This window comes from Lysinibacillus sp. GW821-FHT14F06 (assembly GCF_058803665.1).
This window is the reverse complement of the sequence record NZ_JBXAPF010000012.1, coordinates 83777-102319: the sequence shown is the minus strand read 5'-3', so window position 1 is coordinate 102319 and position 18543 is coordinate 83777. Positions and strand designations below refer to the sequence as shown.

Here is an 18543-nt window from a genome sequence, read left to right as displayed (position 1 = left end):
TCATTATTGTAATATTTCACTAACAGTAACAAATTCGTAACCTTGCTTTTGCAAGTAAAGGATAACGTTTTCGAGACCATTTGCGGTTGATTTATGAATATCATGCATTAAAATAATACTACCATCTTTCGCTGATGCTTTAACATACGCTAAAATCTTATCAGCATTGCGATGCTTCCAATCAAGTGTATCGATTGACCATAGAATGGACGGCATTGATATGACAGAGCGAACTTGTTCATTCGTGGCACCATAGGGTGGACGGAAAACCGTTGGATACTGACCTATTGCTGCATAAATAGCATTGCTAGTTCGATCGACCTCTTGCTTGACACTTGCTGCTGATAAATTTGTTAATTTTGAATGACTCCATGTGTGATTACCTATTTCATATCCTGCCTCATAAATTGTTTCCACTAATGCAGCATTTTTAGTGACATTTTTGCCAACCATAAAAAAGGTAGCATGAGCATCGTATTTTTTTAGTATGGCCAAAACTTGTGGCGTAATTTTTGCATCTGGTCCATCATCGAATGTTAATGCTACTCGTTTCTTTTCCCCTTTGGCTACTGCAACACCTTTATTATAGACTTTATTATCTAGCTTTTTAAGGTCCACTAGCTCCGAAGCCTTTACATAACCTTTCTGTGTATCTGTTTCTACATAGGCCCAGCCAGCAAGTATTGTATATTGCTGCACTTCTGTTTTATTTGCAATTGTACCAAGCACTTCACCACTAGGGCTAGCCGTTAAACGAAAGGCAGCCCCATTTTTAGCATTTACTTGCTTTTTTATGACAATTGGCTTCTTTAAAGAATTCGTTGCTACATAGCCTATTTCCTGACCAGATTGGACAAAGGACCAACCTCCAGGTGCTGATCCATATACATATATTAGGCTATTTTCATAAAGATGTCCTGTTTTTTGTGAACTTGGACTAGGATATGTAAATAGAGTTGTTCCACCCTTATTAGCAACTATATACTTTTCAGATGTTGGGCTTGTTAATGCTGCCGTTTCTACATACCCCTCTAGCTGCTGCCCTTTAATAGATGTCCATTCCCCACTTACAGATACAACTTTTACATAACTCCCCTTTGCTATTTGACCGATTACGGCACTATCTACAGAAGGTTCTACATATATTGCTGTGTCTTTGGCTATTTGCTGAATAGGTGATGCTCCTTCCGCATTTGCATCAGCTATAAATAGAAAGCTAATTAAAAATGTCAAAAACATAGCATAGGGTAAAAGCTTTTTCATTGTTCTCCACCGTCCTTTATTATCACAGATGTCATTTTACATGTGTGTTTGTACTGAAAAATAGAGGATTTTACTTACATTATAGAATAATAGATTATACCAAAAAATAGTAAAAATCAACTAGTTTTTGTGATTGAAAATTTCTTCATCAACGTGCTTTGGTAGCTAGGATCAACTGCATATTGTTGAATAGTTTGTTCATGCTTTGTTAGAAAATCTTCAACGATTTTTTCTTCAAAAAAATCATTTCCCTGTGGTAACGTTGGCAAAAGAGATGCCATTTCAGTTATCAATACATCTCTTGGAATCTCATATAATTCTCCATCGATTTCAAAGCCATAGCCCTGTGCATTTGGAACTAAAATCGCCCCCATCATCGCATTATAAACCAATGCTTTCTCTTTTGATGTGGAAGAAGAAAACCAATTATTTAAGGCCTCATTGTCATTTCGATAAATGACACGTAATACCTCCCCTCTTAAATCGAAATAGTCGATTGTATCCCCATGCATGAATACGGTATTTGCTATTTTACCGACCTTCATATTATCCCCAACATATGTGCCGGTGAAAGGCTCCCAAGCAGCCTTCTCTTTTTCGGGTGCCTGTGTAGTAGTGCATCCTACTAATAAGACGATTGAAAGGACTAAAAAAGTTGCTAATTTTTTCATGTTTTTTTCCTCCTATAGTGCTTCATAGGCTGTTAGTGCATCTTCAATATGTAGTGGCGGTGTCCAGGCTTGCCCTGCTGCATTCGTTGTAATGAAGAGATAACGCTTGCCATTTTTTTCAATAATAGATGCTAAGCAAAGACCCGCTTCAGGTGTGTAGCCTGTTTTCCCCCCAATGATTGATCCTTCTGCTCCAGCTATTTTCATAAAAAGCGAACTTGATATTGTCAGTTCATTTGGGACATATGTTATATAGCTTTTTGAGGTTAAAATTTGATAAAAAGTTGGATTTTCAATAGCATAACGAAATAACTTACTAAGATCACGAACACTTGAAACATGCGCTTCATCATGTAGTCCACTGGCATTGACAAAGTGAGTACTATCCATCTCCAAATCATGCGCCTTATTATTCATAAGCGTCACAAAAGCTTCCTCACTACCTGCAATGGCATCTGCCAATGTTCCTGTAGCATCTGCACCAGAGGCTAGCAGTGTACCATATAATAAATCCTCCATCGTTACAAAATCTCCTGCCTTAAAACCAGCCATAGAAGCATTTTGAGCAGTGAATTTTGTAATTGTTTGTGGTTCAACAATTGTTTGCTTTTGAAGATTGACACTGCCCTCAATAGCCACAATTGCTGTCATAATTTTCGTTAATGAGGCTGGATATACAATGGCATCTGCATTTTTTTCATATAAGACATCCCCTTTTTCGTTCAGCAGCAAAGCATTTTTACTATGTAATGTAGGTAGCTCTATTTGTGCATTTTCGGTTCTGTTGTCAATATAATAAAAAAGGAAAGCTGCCACACAGATACAACAAAATAAGACAAATTTCTTCATAAAAAAACGCCCCCCACACATTATAATAGGAGGCAATTCTGAATATTCCTGTAGGTAATTTATGAAGAATTTCTTAAGATACGACCTAATAAAAATCATCGAAATCTGAATAAATCGTGGTGATGGTCTTATTTGATAATTTAAAGAACATATCCTGTGATACCTCTAGCTTTAAGGCATCTTCCTTTTCTAAGCCAGCATATAGTCCACGTAAAATGCGTCCAGTTAAGCCATGTGAAATCACGATCACTTTTGGTTCACGCTGTATCTCCTCTAGCCAATTACTTATCCTACTTGTAACAGCTTCGTAGGTTTCTCCATTTGGTGCATGAAAATACCAGTTATAGATGTCTTCCTTGTGAAAGAGGTTTGGCCAAGCACTTTCGATTTCGGATGTCGTTAGTCCTGCCCATTGACCAACAGCAACCTCAGTTAATCGTTTGTCCTGCTGAACGTTTTGAACATTATATCCAATTGTTTCACAGATAATTGCAGCACTTTGCATGGCTCTTCCTAATGGGCTCGATATAATTTTCCAATCTTGAGGATTGCCAATGATACTTTTTAGCATACATGCATTTTGCTGTACTTGCTGAATGCCAGCTTCAGTTAAAGGTGAATCAAGCTCCCCTTGGTAACGACCCTGTGTATTAAATTCTGTTTCACCATGGCGAAATAGGTAAATTGTCTGACTCATTCTGATTTCCTCCTATGTACTCTACTTATAATTAGCTACTCTTAAAATAACAGAATAATATAGGTAAAACCCAAGAACAAGCATAATGGACTGTAAATCAAAGTATCATATCGAGCAAACTTAGAATGCTTTATTTTTTTAAAAAACCCCAGATAATTAAAATCACCAATAGCTCGAATCATAAAAACGGTAGCACAAATTATACTTCCAATCTTTGTAATAGTATTTGCCTGGTAGCTCTCTAGGTAACCAGCTTGAAAAATTAGCATAAAACTAGCCAGCAAAATAAGAACAGAAACAAGTAGGGTTCCAAGCTTTCTTGGCTTAAAAATAGGCTGTTGCTCTCCCTTTTTTACTGGGATGACTGCAGCTGTTCCCCAACGACCTCCAAAAGCCCAATAAATATGAAGCACACTGATAAACCACAGAAGACCAATTGCTATAAATGTTATTACTGTTGTCATGGCTACCTTCCTCTCCTCCATCATACCTTAATAAAACATACACCACCGTATGTTATAGTGTGAAAGTAGTCCCTAATAAGGGTTCTACACCATATTAGGGACCTTAGTGAATGTGCATTAAAAGCTTCAGCATTTTTTCAATCTCAAAATGAGGATTTGCTTCAAACCTGGTCATCCACCCCACATACGTCAAATAGGCAAGTCTTGCACAATCTACTGATTCAACATCATTCATGCCCATTTTTCGGTATAATTTTGCTACACAGGCAATTCTCTGTTCTTCAATATCGACCAATCTTGCTGCAACAGCAGAATCATATTTAGCCCATGCATAAATGCCAATCTCTATTTTTTTATCTCTGCTAAAGCTAATGCGTAGCAGTTGATCCAACGTAGCTTGTTCCTGCTCCATACTTTGAACAATGTGCTTTGTTGCATGTATTTCCCAATACTCGAGCATTGCATCTAACAGCTCCTGATGATCACGGAAATAATGGTAAAAACTACCTTTACTAATCTTAAGTAGGCGGGCAAGTGCTTCTATTCGAACTTTATGTATTCCTACATCAGCTAGTTGTTGTAATCCAGCCTTAATCCAATCTTCCCTCGTCAATTGCATAATCATTTCTCCATAAAATACGATAGCGTATGTTTTGTGTTAGAATACTACTCTTCTCATTATTTGTCAATTATTCAATTGGTTTATTTTTAAGTATTTTAATGTTGTTACTGACAGTAATATTGATTGTCAATACTCTTGGTAAAATACAAGCACCTACTAAAATGATTGTCACAAGCTTTTTCATTTGTCATCCCCTTTATTATTTTAAATGACCAAAGTTCCTTGCCATAAGCTACTTTGGTCATTACCATTATCAAAATGTATTATCAAATAGATCTTCTGTAATACCGAGTAAAATATCATCCTCTGCAAATGTCATAAGTTCTTGCTTGGTAATATTATTTTGCTGAATAAGACGATTTGATTGAATGGTTACTAGCTTTTCAAATAAATTACGAATATATCGCCCGTTTGAAAAATTAGGAATCGACTCAATCGGAATTTTGTGTAGTTGATCTCTTATATGGTTTGCAAATGCTTCTTCATATTGATAATCATTGTTTTTACATAGCATTGCAAAAATATCAAATAGTTCCTCTGTGCTGAAATTATCAAATTGTACAAAATGATTAAAACGTGATTTAAAGCCTGGATTAGCTAATAAAAATTCCTCCATTAGCTCTGTATATCCTGCTACAATAACAACCAAATCATCACGTAGATCCTCCATTGCCTTTAATAGGCTATCAATTGCTTCCTTCCCAAATGCATCTTGTTTATCATTAACCAGTGAATAGGCCTCATCGATAAAAAGCACGCCGCCTTTTGCCTTATTGACCACTTCCTGTACCTTTAGAGCCGTCTGACCAACATAACCTGCAACTAAGCCTGCACGATCTGTTTCCACAAAATGTCCGCTTGAAAGAACCCCGAGATGCTTATAAATTTGACCAATAATCCGAGCAACTGTTGTTTTGCCTGTGCCTGGATTACCAGAGAAGACAAGATGATAGGTTATTGGGAAACTTGTTAATCCATGATCGACACGTAAGCTTTGAATTTTAATAAAGTTGATGAGGTTATGTAATTCCTTCTTAGCATTTGGAAGTCCTACAAGACTATCTAATTGCTGTTGTAATTTCTCAATTTCTCGCTCAATTTCTGGTGTTATTCGTAACCGTTCTCCATTTATAAATTCACCGCTATAAATAATCTTGCCATCCTCATTAAAATAATCTCCTCGGCCATGCTTTTCTCCCTTTACAAGCTCGCCAATATAACACGCCTGTCCACTAGCATAATAAAGAGTACCATGTCCTGTCATGGCATCCTCTTTAAATTGGCCCTCCGCCTCAAGCACTCCTAGTCTCGAGTAGATCTTTCCCTTGCCGTGTTTTGCATCCTCGAAAAAATACCCTTCGTATTGAAGTGTGGATACCCCGCTCTCAAGCTCCTCTGCACTTGGTGTCTCGGGTGTATAGTAAAGCCTACCTGCCCCCTGCATATGATTCCATATAAAATCACCTTCATATTGTAAAAAACCGTTTGGATAATATTGTTTTCCTTTCCCCTTCTTCATGCCATGGACAAAATCTCCCTCATATTGTGGCTGATCTAAATGGGGATACTGTTTACGTAGCTCCAGAAATGGACCAGTTAAATCTTCCTCATAATGTAATACTCCGTAGCCATCCATTAAATCATTACGAAAATGACCCTCGTAATAAATATGTCCATTTTTATATAAAATGCCGTTTCCTTGTTTTTTATTTTGAATAAATTCGCCTTGGTAGATCATTTGACCTTTTAAATACATAATGCCATTTCCCTGCTTCATGTGATTGGCAAATTCACCCTCAAATAATAGCTCTCCATCTTGATCGAATAATGTACCCTTGCCATCATAAATGTCATGTCCAAAATCGTTTTTCTTCACACCACCACGATACATGACTGTACCGTCAGGATAAAATAGCTCTTTTTCTTCATGATTTTGTGTCATTTTATTGCCATCCTTTATCAATTCAGTATATGCTCAATTATAGCGTGGAACAGCATACATATGTGCGAATTTTTTGAATTTAAGGAGTTTTTACATGAAAAAAAAATACAAACTGCTAATTGGTATCCTTTTACCTCTTATCATCCTTTTCGTTTCAACATTATTGATAACGCGAGATTCAACTTTCGATAAGGAGGTAACAGAACGGCTTGATATTGAGCAAGTGAATGAAATCGAAATTATTCGTGGCTCAGATGAAAAAACCATCACTGTAACAGATGCCTCTCATATCGATCAAATTATGCAGCAATTTAACGGCCAACCGCTTCGTAAAGTACGCTTCGATAAATCTGATGGTGACGAAGTATATTGGTTAACGTTACACATAAATGATGAGCGTGAAATAGGTTTACGCTTAGATAATTCAAAGCATTTATTCGTTTATTTATATGAAGAAAACTATATGAAAGATTACAAACTTTTAGGGAATTTACAGTTAAACTTTATTGAAGAACTATTTCAATAATTGTTGTAAACATCAAAATCCGCTTCGTCTTTTGGAAGATTAAGCGGATTTTTCCTTTTGATGGAGTGTTGTATTATATATAGCGATAATTTTGCTGCATTGAATGGATGGTTTCAATCATTTCCTCTCTGAGCTCAAGAGGCTCTATAACTTCAATATTAGCTCCTTGACTAAGCAGCCACATTTTAATCCCACGTCCAAAAACCTCTGCCTCAAATAAATAGTATCCATCATTATTAGATAGAATTTTAGCTGTTGGTAGCCGATCTAGTACAGCCTGAGGAGATGAGCCATTAAAGATAAATTTAATATGCATCAGCTCACCAGCATGCATAAATTGGATACGCTTGCGAAATTCACCTTCCTGAAAACGTTCAGCATAGGGTATTTTAAATTTTTTATCAAGCTCCAACAAATGCTGTATACGGTCAACTCGGTAGACAATGGGCAAATCCTTCTCATGCTTACTATCATAGGCAATTAAATAAAAATAGTACTCAGAGAAAATAACAGCGAGAGGCTTTACTATTTTTGCCGTTGGGATTGTTTCTCCCTCACGCAAGTAATCAATTTGAATTATTTTCTTTTTTTGAATGGTCTCTGAGAGATTCCAAATTACCTGTAGTAAAGACTTGCGATGATTTAAATCTACATATAAATGCTTTTCGTTTAAAATAATATTATGAATAAACTCTTGTTTATCAGCTGCAACAATCGAGATAAGCTTATCAATAATCTCACTCATTTCAGATTTTAAAAACGCTCTTGATTCAATAAGAATTTTGACTATCGCTAACACTTGCTCTTTTGTTAAAATATGTTCTCCGATATTTGTTAGCTTATAGACCTTCTCTGCTCGCACATATTCTAAATGACAGTTTAATTTAGCCTTATCAATATACGCTCGAATTTGATCCAGATCGCGTTGTATGGTTTTTTCACCAACTTGATGTGTAAATGCCTCTTGTTTTTTATTTATTCCTTGACCATCCATCAATCTATCAAACATAGAAATGACGCGATAGCCTTTATTTTGTTGTGAATCTACCATATATCCCACTCTTTCTTCATCATTACCTTTCTATTATACAAAATGAGTTGGACACTATTAGTCCTTTTCACTATAAAATTTCTATATTATTGCTATAATTGGTACTATACTAATTTAACAAAAAATCGTCATACAACAGACTAAACAAACTATATTTTTGTCATAATTAAGGATATTTTTACAATAAAAAGGACTTCAATCTTGTTGATTGAAGCCCTTCATTTTTTATTTTTTTAATTTTACGGCTGTTCCATATGCTAATACCTCAGAGGTACCGTCCATTACAGATGAGGTAGAAAATCTTACACCTACAATAGCATCTGCGCCTAGTTTTTTGGCTTCTTCCTCCATTGCATTAGTGGCAATTTCTCGAGAACGGACGAGCATTTCTGCATACTCCTTCATTTCTCCACCAACAATATTACGAAGCCCTGCCATCATATCGCGACCGATATTTCTTGATTGCACAGAATTACCTTTTACTAAGCCAATTGTTTCTACAACTTCCTTCCCTGCCACAACATCTGTAGTTGAGAGTAGCATACAATTTGCCTCCTATTTGTTAAATTTTTGAACGGCTTTGACAGCTTCTTCAATGGAAGATGTGATAATTCCTTTGCGTTTTATCAAGCCGATTACAAATAAATTTCGATATATAAACTGATTTTCAATGCCGTCCCTTACAAGTGCCTCAATTTTTTGCATATTATCTCTGCCCTGCTGACGAACATCTGTAAAGACACCGATAATTGGCCGATTTAGCATGGCAAATGCACCAATTTCAGCCGCCACACCAGAATCAATCTCCACACCATCTAAAACAGCTACTAGCACATCACTTTTTTGCAGCATCTCTAAATCTGCTTGCGCAATGGCTAGACTATCCGCATAGGCTGTTTTATCATTAATGGCATCATTCTCCTGTGGCACATACAATTCAATACCTGGTATTGCCTCTCTTATAGCCGCAGCCAGCTTCTCATTTACTAATCGATCTCCTAATGAAAATAATCCATTTGCTAAGTATGCCTTCATGTTAAAACTCCTATTCCAATAATTTTTCAAATACTATTTTATGTCGACCTTTGTCATCAACAAATGTTGAAACAATATCAAATCCATGTTTAAGATTTGTGATAAGCATTGCTTTTCGCTCATTCCTACCATATGTACGAACTTTTTTAAAGCCCATTGTCTGAATATAGACATGCTGCTGTCGCATAAGCTGACTAGCAATTCCCTGACCACGCTTTGTTGCATGAACACCTCCTAGCCAGCTGTAAAAAACACCATCAGGATGAATATAGCCCAGTTTAAAAGCAATAATACATTCATCCTCAATAGCAAATAGGCAAAGTAGGCCCTCTTTTCTTTCTAGCTTTTCTACTGGCAGATTGGCACCATCAAAGACATGCGCATGTATTTCCTGTAATTGGTTGAGCCTCTCATATGGTACACCTTCAGTTGTCAATATATGCATTTTTCATTTCACCTCTATCGCTTCAATTATAACAAAATTAACATGCCATATTGATTCCTATTATGTCAGGTCCATAGAATCAATATATGTATTCTGTCTGCTTCTAAAGCAATCAGCCTTCTTGTACTAAAATGACTATTTTCACCATTTTTCAATTATGCTATTTTCGTAACAATAGGATTTCAGTATACTTGACATCATCACTCAAAGTAGGAGGAATTCCAATTGACAGCATTTACTAGTTGGTTAACAAATTCACAACGCCCTTATTTTGGACTACATATCATAGAAGAGTATTGGGACACGCTTCAAATTCGAGAGGATTATTTTATTTGCCTTGAGGGTGATCTCATTAAAAAAAGAATTTTCATCAATGAGCATAGCTACCAAGAGGCTGATGTAAATATTTTAACACGTAATCGTGAGGTCATAGTTCCTCAAACAGCTCGTGGAAAAGAAAAAAAATTAAATTACACCAATATTTCTGCTGTGAAAGCAACAGGCGTTATCTTTTCTGCTGGGCTAGGCAATCAACACCATTCATCTTCTTATATCATGGCTCGAAATGCGAAAACCTATTACCAGCTCCCACTAACTGGCTTTGAGCATCTAACAACTAAGGCTGATATCATGGAATGGCTACAGCGATTTCCTTCCCAGCTTCCTGCAGATTATTCAGACAAGGTTAAAAAACTTACAAGTATGAAAAGTTTACGTTATAAAGCTGTTCCAGGAGATATTTTTCGTGTAGAGATCGATTTGTTCGTAGATGGCTATGTCCTTGTTATTGGAGATTTGCGTCAAATGCAAAAGGATAATCTATTTGCAGAGGATAGTATTTGGCATGATGTCATGACAATGCCATTGTTTATCCGTCCTTATTTGCTTACAACGACAGAGCGGTCCCCTCATCTCGATGAAATCATATCCGCTCCATTAGCCGCACAAACGCGAATTGTGATGGACGATCATTTTATGCGTGGATGCTATGAAAAGGTTGGGCACAAAGCATTAACTGAATCTGATATTGAATTCCCCATTGGGTATGGCTTAACCCTTAATTATGGCAAGGAGTCTCGATACCGCCTATCATGGGGCACAGGAACCATTAGTAAGCCAGAGCCTATGACCTCACTTAAGACTGGTGGTCGTTTTACTAATCATGGTGTTTGTGCAGGTGTTTTTAATGATTGGCTAAAGCCAGAAGAGGATGATGAATCAAGATCACTGGATCTCCCGCAATATCAAAAAGAACGTCAACAAGTATTAGCTGAATTTGGACTTCCAGCAAACATCACCTATGATGAATTTAATTGTCAAACTGGTGGACTTACTCGCAGTGAGTATATCAATTATGTTTATAAAACTTATAGCAGCTCTCACAAAAAATAGGAGCCGGCAACCAAAAGGAGTATATCCATGATACTCCTTTTCAATTTGTCTGTAGTTGATTTCATCCAATAATTACTTATAATATAAAGATACAATTAACCCATTACATCATTGAGGTGCATGTTATTATGTATTTTGGAATTATTCCTCTTATGCTTTTCATTATTTTTCTCATTTCTTATTTGAAAGACCCCAGAAAGATCATTAACGGCTTGTTATTTAATCTTTTTGTCTGTTCTTTTCTGTTATTCTGCGTTCTCGCATCCTTAGCATCTGATCAGTATTTATTAAGGATAATTGTAATTATTCCGCTTATCGCTTTAATTATCCTTATTCCCTTTGCAATTATAGCTTTAATGTTTGGTTTATTTTTAAATGCAAGAGTGTTAATGAAACGGGAGGGAAGGCGTTTGGCTAATTCTTTAACATTACTTGTGGCGCTGGGCATTTTATTATTTATATTATTACCGATTATATATCCAGCAAGCTTGTTCTCAAGCCACCTCCAACCGATTTTTGGTGGGATATCTCTTATAACATTTTATTTTTTTATTCACTTGTCTAATTTCTTATCAGCCTATTTTCTGTACCAATTCAATCGCCCAAGGTTAAATCAGGATTATATCATTGTACTAGGTAGTGGCTTAATTAATGACAAGGTTCCACCACTTCTAGCTAGTAGAATTCAGAAGGCAATTGATTTCTATCATAAACAGGTAGCAGTTACCTCGCCGCCAACAATTATCTTTTCTGGTGGACAAGGTCCTGACGAGAACCTTCCCGAAGCCGAGGCAATGCAAAAATACGCAATTGACAAAGGTATTCCCATCGAGCATACATTGCAAGAGAACCAATCTGTAAATACATATCAAAATATGTTATTTTCAAAACAGATAATGGATGATATTAAACAAGGTGAGACCTATAACAGTATCTTTACGACAAATAATTTCCATCTGTTCCGTGCAGGCATCTATGCAAGACTTGCAGGCTTAAACAGTCAGGGCATTGGCTCAAAAACGGCTTTTTATTATTGGCCGAACGCAATGATTCGTGAATATGTTGCCATTGTTGTAATGGGACGAAAAAGACATATGAAAATTGTTGGGCCTATCCTCGGCATCTCCATCTTATTTTCCTTACTTAGCTTTTTCTTTGTATGATCTCTATCGTATGGATTCGTGGCACTTTCAAAGTAAATCATGTCACGAATCCACCTATTTTTGGTTTTCACAACACATATTTCTTTATTTGTTGCTCATAGACCGTCTTCTTATAGCTATATTTACGAGGATAGCTTTCTTCCTGTAGTACCTTATAAAGGACAGATTGACCTTCCTTGTAGCATACAGCAAACTCACAATTATCATAAAGTCTACGTGATAACTGCTTTACTATTGAAATAGCTTCCTTTGTACCCATTTTCCATCCAAACTGAATCATATCTAATTGGTCATATGGATCACGATAAGTATCGAGAACAATACACCTTTCTTGCTGATGCTGATTGGCAAATACCAAAACATCTCCTGTATGGATAGATTGATCAAGAAAACGTTCATGTATATCCTTTATGGGTACTTTGATGTCAAGCACATCCATAATAGCCTGAAAATTCGGATGTGGTATACATTCATCGCATGTCTCATCTGGATATTCAACCAATTCCGTAATTGAAGCCATTATCCAAAATTCATATGTCAATTATCATCACTCCATGTAACTTTTATGAATGTAAATTGCTGATTTCTTGTTCAATTCTATGAATAAGATTATTTAGGTTTGATTGCCATGCATGCCAGTTTTTAGACTCGCGCCATAGCTCTACAATCTCTCTACTACCATGCTCATCTGGCACCTCATCTCTTATATCTGTTAAATATTTTACTATAAACTTCAAAGCATTCTCATCAGCTGTCCAAGTTTGAACTTTTCTAGATTTACTTTCGTCACTAAGAAAATTACCTGTATCGAGGTATGTAATATAGATTTCTGCTAATGCCATGGCGCTAACATCGTAAAAAAAATCTATGTCCTTAAAGGTGTCTCCAAAAAAGCCATCATTTTTCATCGCCTTGACAATGTCAGTTAACGATACTAGATTTAAATTTGTTTGATTTTCGATATAGTCCTGTAAAAAGCCTATTACATCTAATCCCTCATCACTTTCCAATGCTTTGTAGCCCCATGCTCCCATATTATTGCTCCTCCCATATTATGATATTTAATGAAACCGTATATACAGCTTCAGTCCATCAGAATATAGCTCATATTTACAAACTGGAGCTGAATAGTACTCCATCATTTCTTGTGAATAGCTATCTTGTTATCTCCAAGTAGCCATTGACATAAAATCTGTTTCCTGTCCATGCTCCTTGCGATAATCATCCTTAGAGATACTAGTAAACCTGCATAACTCCAGATTTTGTGCATCTCGCTCCATTACATTAAGCTGATCTATGGCCTCCCATACACTCTCAAAATCTTTGGCTTTGCTGATCGCTATCCATTCAGCTTGCTCCCTTTGATTAATTCATCCATTGTAGTAATTTCTCTAGCTCATATTTAATTGGTGCTGACTCTTGCTTCATACGCTGTACCAACTTCTTAGAATTGCCAAATAGTTGGTATAAAACAAATTCCCGCTGATAATCTTCCTTATTCTCCAACTCTTGTATAAGTGCTGAAAGTAGGGCCTGTCCCTTTATTTCAATGCTCTTAAGCGGCTTAGCGGAGTCATTCGCACCGAGTAGAATAGCTACAAACACAGGCATCAGCTCAACTGATAGGTCATGTGCTTCTACAAAGGCCTCTGCATAATAATTCTGCACAGACTGATGCTCTGTATCAACAATTGTCATATAGCTTTGGACAAGAGGGAAATAGGCATTACTGTATAGCCCTAAACCAAAGACCGCATAGGTTCCAGGCATAGCTGATTTTTCACTAGGCTCTACATCCTGATACCATGCAAACCCCTCTATAGCTACCTGTGCATAGTCAGCCAGCAATGGGAAAAGACTGGGGTACACAAGACAATTCGCAAAAAACTGATGAAGCTTTGATTTAGCTAGCTTTTTTATAGGAAGAAAATTTTTCACTTTCGTCTTTAAGGTCAGTTTATAGCCCTTTGGAAAGCCTTCCTGTAAAAGGTCTATTATATAATGGAGTGCTTCGCGATATGCCGCTTCTTCCTCTGACATTATTCGTATATCAATTTTTTGCAAAATATCATTTGCTTGTCCTTGGAAAATATCACTCTTTCGCATACTTTCATAACGACCACTTCCCCGCTGTAAATAATCCGCCGCCTGCTGAGAGCCGAGCTGTTTAGCAAGTTCAAGGTATTGCAAACGAGTAGCAGGTTCTTTTTGACCGATTTTCAATGCAACATACAGAAAAAAATCTAGTTTTTCCTGCTCAAGCTGCTTGGAAGTGTCCTCGCTTTTCAGTCCCCATTTTTTTATGTAATCTCCTGTTTGTTCAAAATATTGCTTTAAAAAATGTTCCTCTGCCCAATGTTTAAACGCTCTACTATAATAATAAATCCATTGGTTTAAACGCTTTTTATGGGCATGATGCTTTTCTTGTAGTCGACAAATAAGTGGATCAATATCATCTGCTGTTTGGTGAAAAAAATAAGGATTCACCAAATGCTGCGCAAAGAAAAATTCATCATTGTCACTTGGGCGTACAGGTAACTCAGCCATAACCTTTGTTTGAATGAATATTGCTAGCTCTTGTTTCATTAACTGTAACTTGCAGTCATTAAGCAACTCCTTTTGATAACATACCATGGTTTTATCACGCTCAAATTCAAGCACCACCTGAAAAGAATAATCAAAAAATCGAGAACCATATTGCTCTGATTGAAAAATCGTCTCTATTTTTGTACATAAAACGGAAAAAAGCTCCTCGATATGATTAATTTCTGTAAATTCCTGTATGTATGGACCTACTTCCACCTTATAGGCATTATCACTCCAACTAAATGGCTCATACACATCAATAGATATGATACCGTAATGGCTTTTTTCATTTTTCCATGAAACTTTTAGATAGTTAAAGACGCCTGCCTGGAGTCGACTCCAATCTTTAAGAGAGCATATTCGTTTACTTTCTTGCTGATAAACGGCAGTTAGTTTTTCCCATACATCCCCTATAAAATCCTCTATATGCTGCTTCAAATCACACAGTCCCCTTCCAAAGCTGAGAGAAAAATCTCTCGCTAAAAATCATACAATTTTAGCGAGAGATTAATCTTATCCGATTGTTTTCACAACCGCTCCTTTTTGATTTTTAATATGCGTTTTCAAAATTTGAAAGCTGACACCAGCTAAAGAAGTTAATTCAAATTGACTTTCTTGTGGCACTAGCTTTTGACTTAGCTCGTCTACCGCTGCCCTGTTCAATGTAATCGTAATTTTCTGTTCATCTTCATGATAGCCTACTTGATCAGCCGCTTTAAACACAATCGTTATATTCTGGCCAACTAAGCTAAGACTTCTGTCTTTTAAAATTCGTCCACGAAGTAATTTACTAATGACATCTGCTTGCTTGGCCCCTAGCTGGATGACATGAGATTGTTTGTTAAACCAATCCTTTTTCTCCACTTGCCATGCCAGCTGACCTACAAAAAGAAAGCCAGTATTGGAGCCCTCTTTCATCATTCCCTGTTCAGCGGCCTCTGCAATTTGAGGATTTTCTAATAATGAAGCTCGCGTTAAATCAGTGATATAGCTTGGTATTTGTTGGATGCCCGCCTGTAGCATACCCAGTGTATTCCACGTCTGCATCGCTTCTAGCTCATCCTCTGTAATGCCAACCATTTGGATAAACTCCATCTTGCCATTTGGTGTATCGATTTCAGCAAGCTCTGGATCTTGTGTGAAGGCCAGCGCAGTTAATTGTGTATCTGCATCAAGACAAATGGGACCATTTGCATCCAAATAATCTCCTGTTCTAAAAACATTGCCACTATTAAAAACATATCTACCCATATTTTGCAGTAAATTTAAAGCCCAAGCAGGTGGCTCCTCCTCGTTCTCGTTGCGCACCAATCGAAATGTCAATTCAAATCCATACCCGCTGTATTCCTCATTTTCAAATTCTTTTTCATATAATTCCGAGAAACCATATGTAACAAAATGCCAATGTGGAATCGGTGTTTCACTTTTATAGGCACTTATCCCATCTAAAGGATCTTCTCCACCTAGTGAATAAGGAATCATTGTTCCATAATGCATTGGCTCCTGCTCACCGTACACCTGTAATAGTGCTTGATCAATCGCATCCCAACCAACTGCTGTTACTTCTTCACCCATCTACGCATCCTCCTCAGTGTTTGTTTACATACTATTCTAGTATTCTATGATACCAATTTTATGGTAGCTCTTTAACAGGAATAGGACTCATTTTCAGCTTTCCAGCATCTAGGTTTATTTTCATTCTGAACGAGGTAAATATTACTAATCCATTACGCCCCAGCGTATTGCGTCTGGATTTTTTGCGAGCTCGCTCAAAAAGCTCCTCTTCAAAATCCGTGACATCCGCCAGGAGGCCAACAGATGTTTTTTGTGCGAAAGCGTAGTGCTAACGGAGTGGCAGCAACACGATGTTGGTCACTCAGGCGTTTTCACAGGATGTGAAGATTTTAGCCTGAGTTCCTCTATTTCAGTGGCCGTTGGTACGCTCACCGAATAGGAAAAAAACGCAGTCATCTCGCCACTTATAGAAGTGGGAGTATTCTGCTGAATCAGGATAAAAAACTCAGGCAAATCATCAAGTTAATGATTGCCTGAGAGAATAATTTATTTTAATGATTTCGGATTTTTTCATGCTCACTCGAAAAGCGCTCCTTCAAAATCCGTGACATTCGCTGAATCAGGAGAAATAACAAGACTACGCATTCTTAATTATTGAACTTTACCCATACAACATAGCTGGTGTTCGCACATTATGTAAGTAGTCTGCAAGCTTTCCAGCATATACTTTTTCTAAATATGGTAATTGAGCAATACAATGCGGCGTCATTAAAGCAGGGTTTTGATAAATCTTTAAACCTCCCACCTTTAATAGCATTGCTACAAACTGTGAGCAAAAATAAGCACGCTCTCTCCGTACCTCTTTTTGCATCATCACCCCAAAAAGTCCAATAAAATTATATTTATAGCGATCACGATTCCAATACATATAACGGACGATTTTCATCATTTCTAAGTATTGATAATGCGAAACTCTGCAGCGATAGATGACACAATCTGCTGTCTCAAATAGTCCTCTTTCTGCATTTTCTCGCAAAAAACCACCACTTAATGGATTATTTAGCTGTCTCCGCCCAAAGCTGTACATTTCAAAAAGCTCCTCATCAAACGCTATGGATGCATGATTCATTTCTTTTCCAGTATACATCCCGATAGCCTTCGATAATAATGTACCTGTTTTTGTTAGTACTATGTAAATGGTGTATGACATTTCCTCACCTACTTCAATATTCTTTACTACTACCAATACGTTTTAAATCTTCAAATGGTTTCGTTAATTTCCTTATATTATAAGTATAAAAAAGTAATCTTAAATTTTTCCTTAGTAGAATCTGAAGAATTTCTTAATTTTTAGCATGATTTACTCTTCAAGAGAATAGGCTAGCTATAACTACTATCTTTGCTTTAATAGATTTTATTTTTATTTATATGAATTTTGTTATGCGCTTATGTGGAGGACAAATGGTATTCAGAATATTTTTTACTCGATTACAATAAAAAATCACTCATTATTTTTGAATGAGTGATTTTCTATTTAAGATTCCTTAATTCCTTGATATCGACTTCCTTTTGGAATAAAGTCGGTATATATGTATGCTCTTTCGCTGTTTCAATTTGAAATAAAAAAGCCCTCGTTCCTAAATGAGAGACGAGAGCTATAAAAAATGGTCTAGGTCTATCTATCAAAGAAGTCAACATCTTTCAGCACAAAGGTTAAGCGATTGTATTCTCAATGACAATGCCTGCAGAAACAAGATTGACAGTATTTGCAATGGTATCACCTACTGGGCAATGTGCTTCAATAATTTTTTTAAATTCTTCCACCTTCTCTTCTGATGCACTCGTTTCTATATGAAAAGTGTATCGAATCGTTAAAAATCCAGGTCTTACATCAGATTTCCCTAAAAAACCATCTATATCAAGGTCTCCCTCTAATTCAACCCAAAAGTTTTTTAGGTCTATTTTCAATTTATTTGCGTAAATTCTTGCGACAATTGATTGACACGCACCTAATGCAGAAAGAACAAGCTCTACAGGATTTGCACCTTGGTCGTCTCCGCCTAATTCTTTTGGTTCGTCTATTATAATTTTATGCCCTCTTACATTGGCCTCTACCAAAACTTTATCTTTTAAATATGTACTTGCCTTAAATGTTGTTACTGCCATTTTACATCTCTCCTTTTTTAATTCTTATTAAATTTATAAGAATACCTATTTTTTCTTTATCCTACTTGTAATTTTTCCTTTAGTCAACACATTTTTTGAAAAATTAATAATTTTCAATTCTTTTAATGTAGCTTAAAATACAAAAATGACGAAGCA

Annotated in this window: 20 protein-coding genes; 3 read left to right on the top strand and 17 right to left on the bottom strand. The window is 36.5% G+C overall.

Features of this window, described 5'->3' with window-relative positions:
• Positions 1–3 precede the first annotated feature (3 nt).
• The 7 genes from AC1RNS_RS12965 to AC1RNS_RS12935 form a co-directional block, all read right to left on the bottom strand.
• Positions 4–1263 carry a polysaccharide deacetylase family protein gene (locus AC1RNS_RS12965; RefSeq protein WP_492993182.1) on the bottom strand — a complete coding sequence of 420 codons (1260 nt, stop codon included), beginning with the start codon at positions 1261–1263 and terminating at the stop codon, positions 4–6.
• A gap of 116 nt (positions 1264–1379) precedes the next feature.
• The gene (locus AC1RNS_RS12960) at positions 1380–1934 is read right to left on the bottom strand and encodes a hypothetical protein (RefSeq protein WP_492993181.1); all 555 of its coding nucleotides are present in this window, start codon (positions 1932–1934) and stop codon (positions 1380–1382) included.
• Between the two features lie 12 nt (positions 1935–1946).
• Positions 1947–2783 carry a D-alanyl-D-alanine carboxypeptidase family protein gene (locus AC1RNS_RS12955; RefSeq protein ID WP_492993179.1) on the bottom strand — a complete coding sequence of 279 codons (837 nt, stop codon included), beginning with the start codon at positions 2781–2783 and terminating at the stop codon, positions 1947–1949.
• Positions 2784–2868: 85 nt separating this feature from the next.
• Entirely contained in the window at positions 2869–3480 is a 612-nt protein-coding gene (locus tag AC1RNS_RS12950) for a histidine phosphatase family protein (protein WP_492993178.1), read from the bottom strand.
• A gap of 41 nt (positions 3481–3521) precedes the next feature.
• Positions 3522–3944: a DUF3995 domain-containing protein gene (locus tag AC1RNS_RS12945; protein ID WP_492993176.1), complete on the bottom strand. Its 423-nt coding sequence runs from the start codon at positions 3942–3944 to the stop codon at positions 3522–3524.
• A gap of 103 nt (positions 3945–4047) precedes the next feature.
• A complete protein-coding gene (locus AC1RNS_RS12940) occupies positions 4048–4563 on the bottom strand; it encodes a TetR/AcrR family transcriptional regulator (RefSeq protein ID WP_492993174.1) in 516 nt (171 codons plus the stop codon).
• A 256-nt stretch (positions 4564–4819) separates the two neighbouring features.
• Entirely contained in the window at positions 4820–6508 is a 1689-nt protein-coding gene (locus AC1RNS_RS12935) for an AAA family ATPase (RefSeq protein WP_492993172.1), read from the bottom strand.
• A 94-nt stretch (positions 6509–6602) separates the two neighbouring features.
• Here AC1RNS_RS12935 and AC1RNS_RS12930 point away from each other — a divergent pair, with 94 nt between their 5' ends.
• A complete protein-coding gene (locus AC1RNS_RS12930; RefSeq protein ID WP_492993170.1) occupies positions 6603–7034 on the top strand; it encodes a DUF5301 domain-containing protein in 432 nt (143 codons plus the stop codon).
• A gap of 73 nt (positions 7035–7107) precedes the next feature.
• Here the strand turns inward: AC1RNS_RS12930 and AC1RNS_RS12925 are convergent, their stop codons facing one another.
• The 4 genes from AC1RNS_RS12925 to AC1RNS_RS12910 all read right to left on the bottom strand — a co-directional run bounded on the left by AC1RNS_RS12925 (position 7108) and on the right by AC1RNS_RS12910 (position 9565).
• Positions 7108–8085 (bottom strand): helix-turn-helix transcriptional regulator, encoded by a 978-nt coding sequence (locus AC1RNS_RS12925; protein ID WP_492993168.1) that lies wholly within the window; start codon positions 8083–8085, stop codon positions 7108–7110.
• Positions 8086–8310: 225 nt separating this feature from the next.
• A complete protein-coding gene (locus tag AC1RNS_RS12920; protein WP_492993166.1) occupies positions 8311–8628 on the bottom strand; it encodes a YbjQ family protein in 318 nt (105 codons plus the stop codon).
• 12 nt (positions 8629–8640) lie between these two features.
• The gene (locus tag AC1RNS_RS12915) at positions 8641–9120 is read right to left on the bottom strand and encodes a nucleoside 2-deoxyribosyltransferase (RefSeq protein WP_492993165.1); all 480 of its coding nucleotides are present in this window, start codon (positions 9118–9120) and stop codon (positions 8641–8643) included.
• A 10-nt stretch (positions 9121–9130) separates the two neighbouring features.
• Positions 9131–9565, bottom strand: coding sequence for a GNAT family N-acetyltransferase (locus AC1RNS_RS12910; RefSeq protein ID WP_492993163.1), 435 nt, complete (start codon positions 9563–9565; stop codon positions 9131–9133).
• Positions 9566–9790: 225 nt separating this feature from the next.
• Between AC1RNS_RS12910 and AC1RNS_RS12905 the strand changes: the two genes are divergently transcribed.
• Both AC1RNS_RS12905 and AC1RNS_RS12900 read left to right on the top strand, forming a co-directional pair.
• Complete coding sequence (locus AC1RNS_RS12905; RefSeq protein ID WP_492993162.1) at positions 9791–10957, top strand: immunity 26/phosphotriesterase HocA family protein; 1167 nt, start codon at positions 9791–9793, stop codon at positions 10955–10957.
• Between the two features lie 125 nt (positions 10958–11082).
• Complete coding sequence (locus tag AC1RNS_RS12900; RefSeq protein ID WP_492993227.1) at positions 11083–12120, top strand: YdcF family protein; 1038 nt, start codon at positions 11083–11085, stop codon at positions 12118–12120.
• 67 nt (positions 12121–12187) lie between these two features.
• Here AC1RNS_RS12900 and AC1RNS_RS12895 read toward each other — a convergent pair whose 3' ends face one another.
• From AC1RNS_RS12895 to AC1RNS_RS12870, 6 genes are all read right to left on the bottom strand, one after another.
• The gene (locus AC1RNS_RS12895; protein ID WP_492993160.1) at positions 12188–12661 is read right to left on the bottom strand and encodes a hypothetical protein; all 474 of its coding nucleotides are present in this window, start codon (positions 12659–12661) and stop codon (positions 12188–12190) included.
• Between the two features lie 22 nt (positions 12662–12683).
• Complete coding sequence (locus AC1RNS_RS12890; protein WP_492993158.1) at positions 12684–13154, bottom strand: DUF4259 domain-containing protein; 471 nt, start codon at positions 13152–13154, stop codon at positions 12684–12686.
• 331 nt (positions 13155–13485) lie between these two features.
• Positions 13486–15144 (bottom strand): DUF6138 family protein, encoded by a 1659-nt coding sequence (locus AC1RNS_RS12885; protein ID WP_492993156.1) that lies wholly within the window; start codon positions 15142–15144, stop codon positions 13486–13488.
• Positions 15145–15219: 75 nt separating this feature from the next.
• On the bottom strand, positions 15220–16281 hold the full coding sequence (locus AC1RNS_RS12880) for a suppressor of fused domain protein (RefSeq protein WP_492993154.1): 1062 nt from the start codon (positions 16279–16281) through the stop codon (positions 15220–15222).
• Positions 16282–16882: 601 nt separating this feature from the next.
• Positions 16883–17431 (bottom strand): hypothetical protein, encoded by a 549-nt coding sequence (locus tag AC1RNS_RS12875; protein ID WP_492993152.1) that lies wholly within the window; start codon positions 17429–17431, stop codon positions 16883–16885.
• Positions 17432–17934: 503 nt separating this feature from the next.
• Positions 17935–18387, bottom strand: coding sequence for an OsmC family protein (locus AC1RNS_RS12870; protein WP_492993150.1), 453 nt, complete (start codon positions 18385–18387; stop codon positions 17935–17937).
• Between the last annotated feature and the right edge of the window lie 156 nt (positions 18388–18543).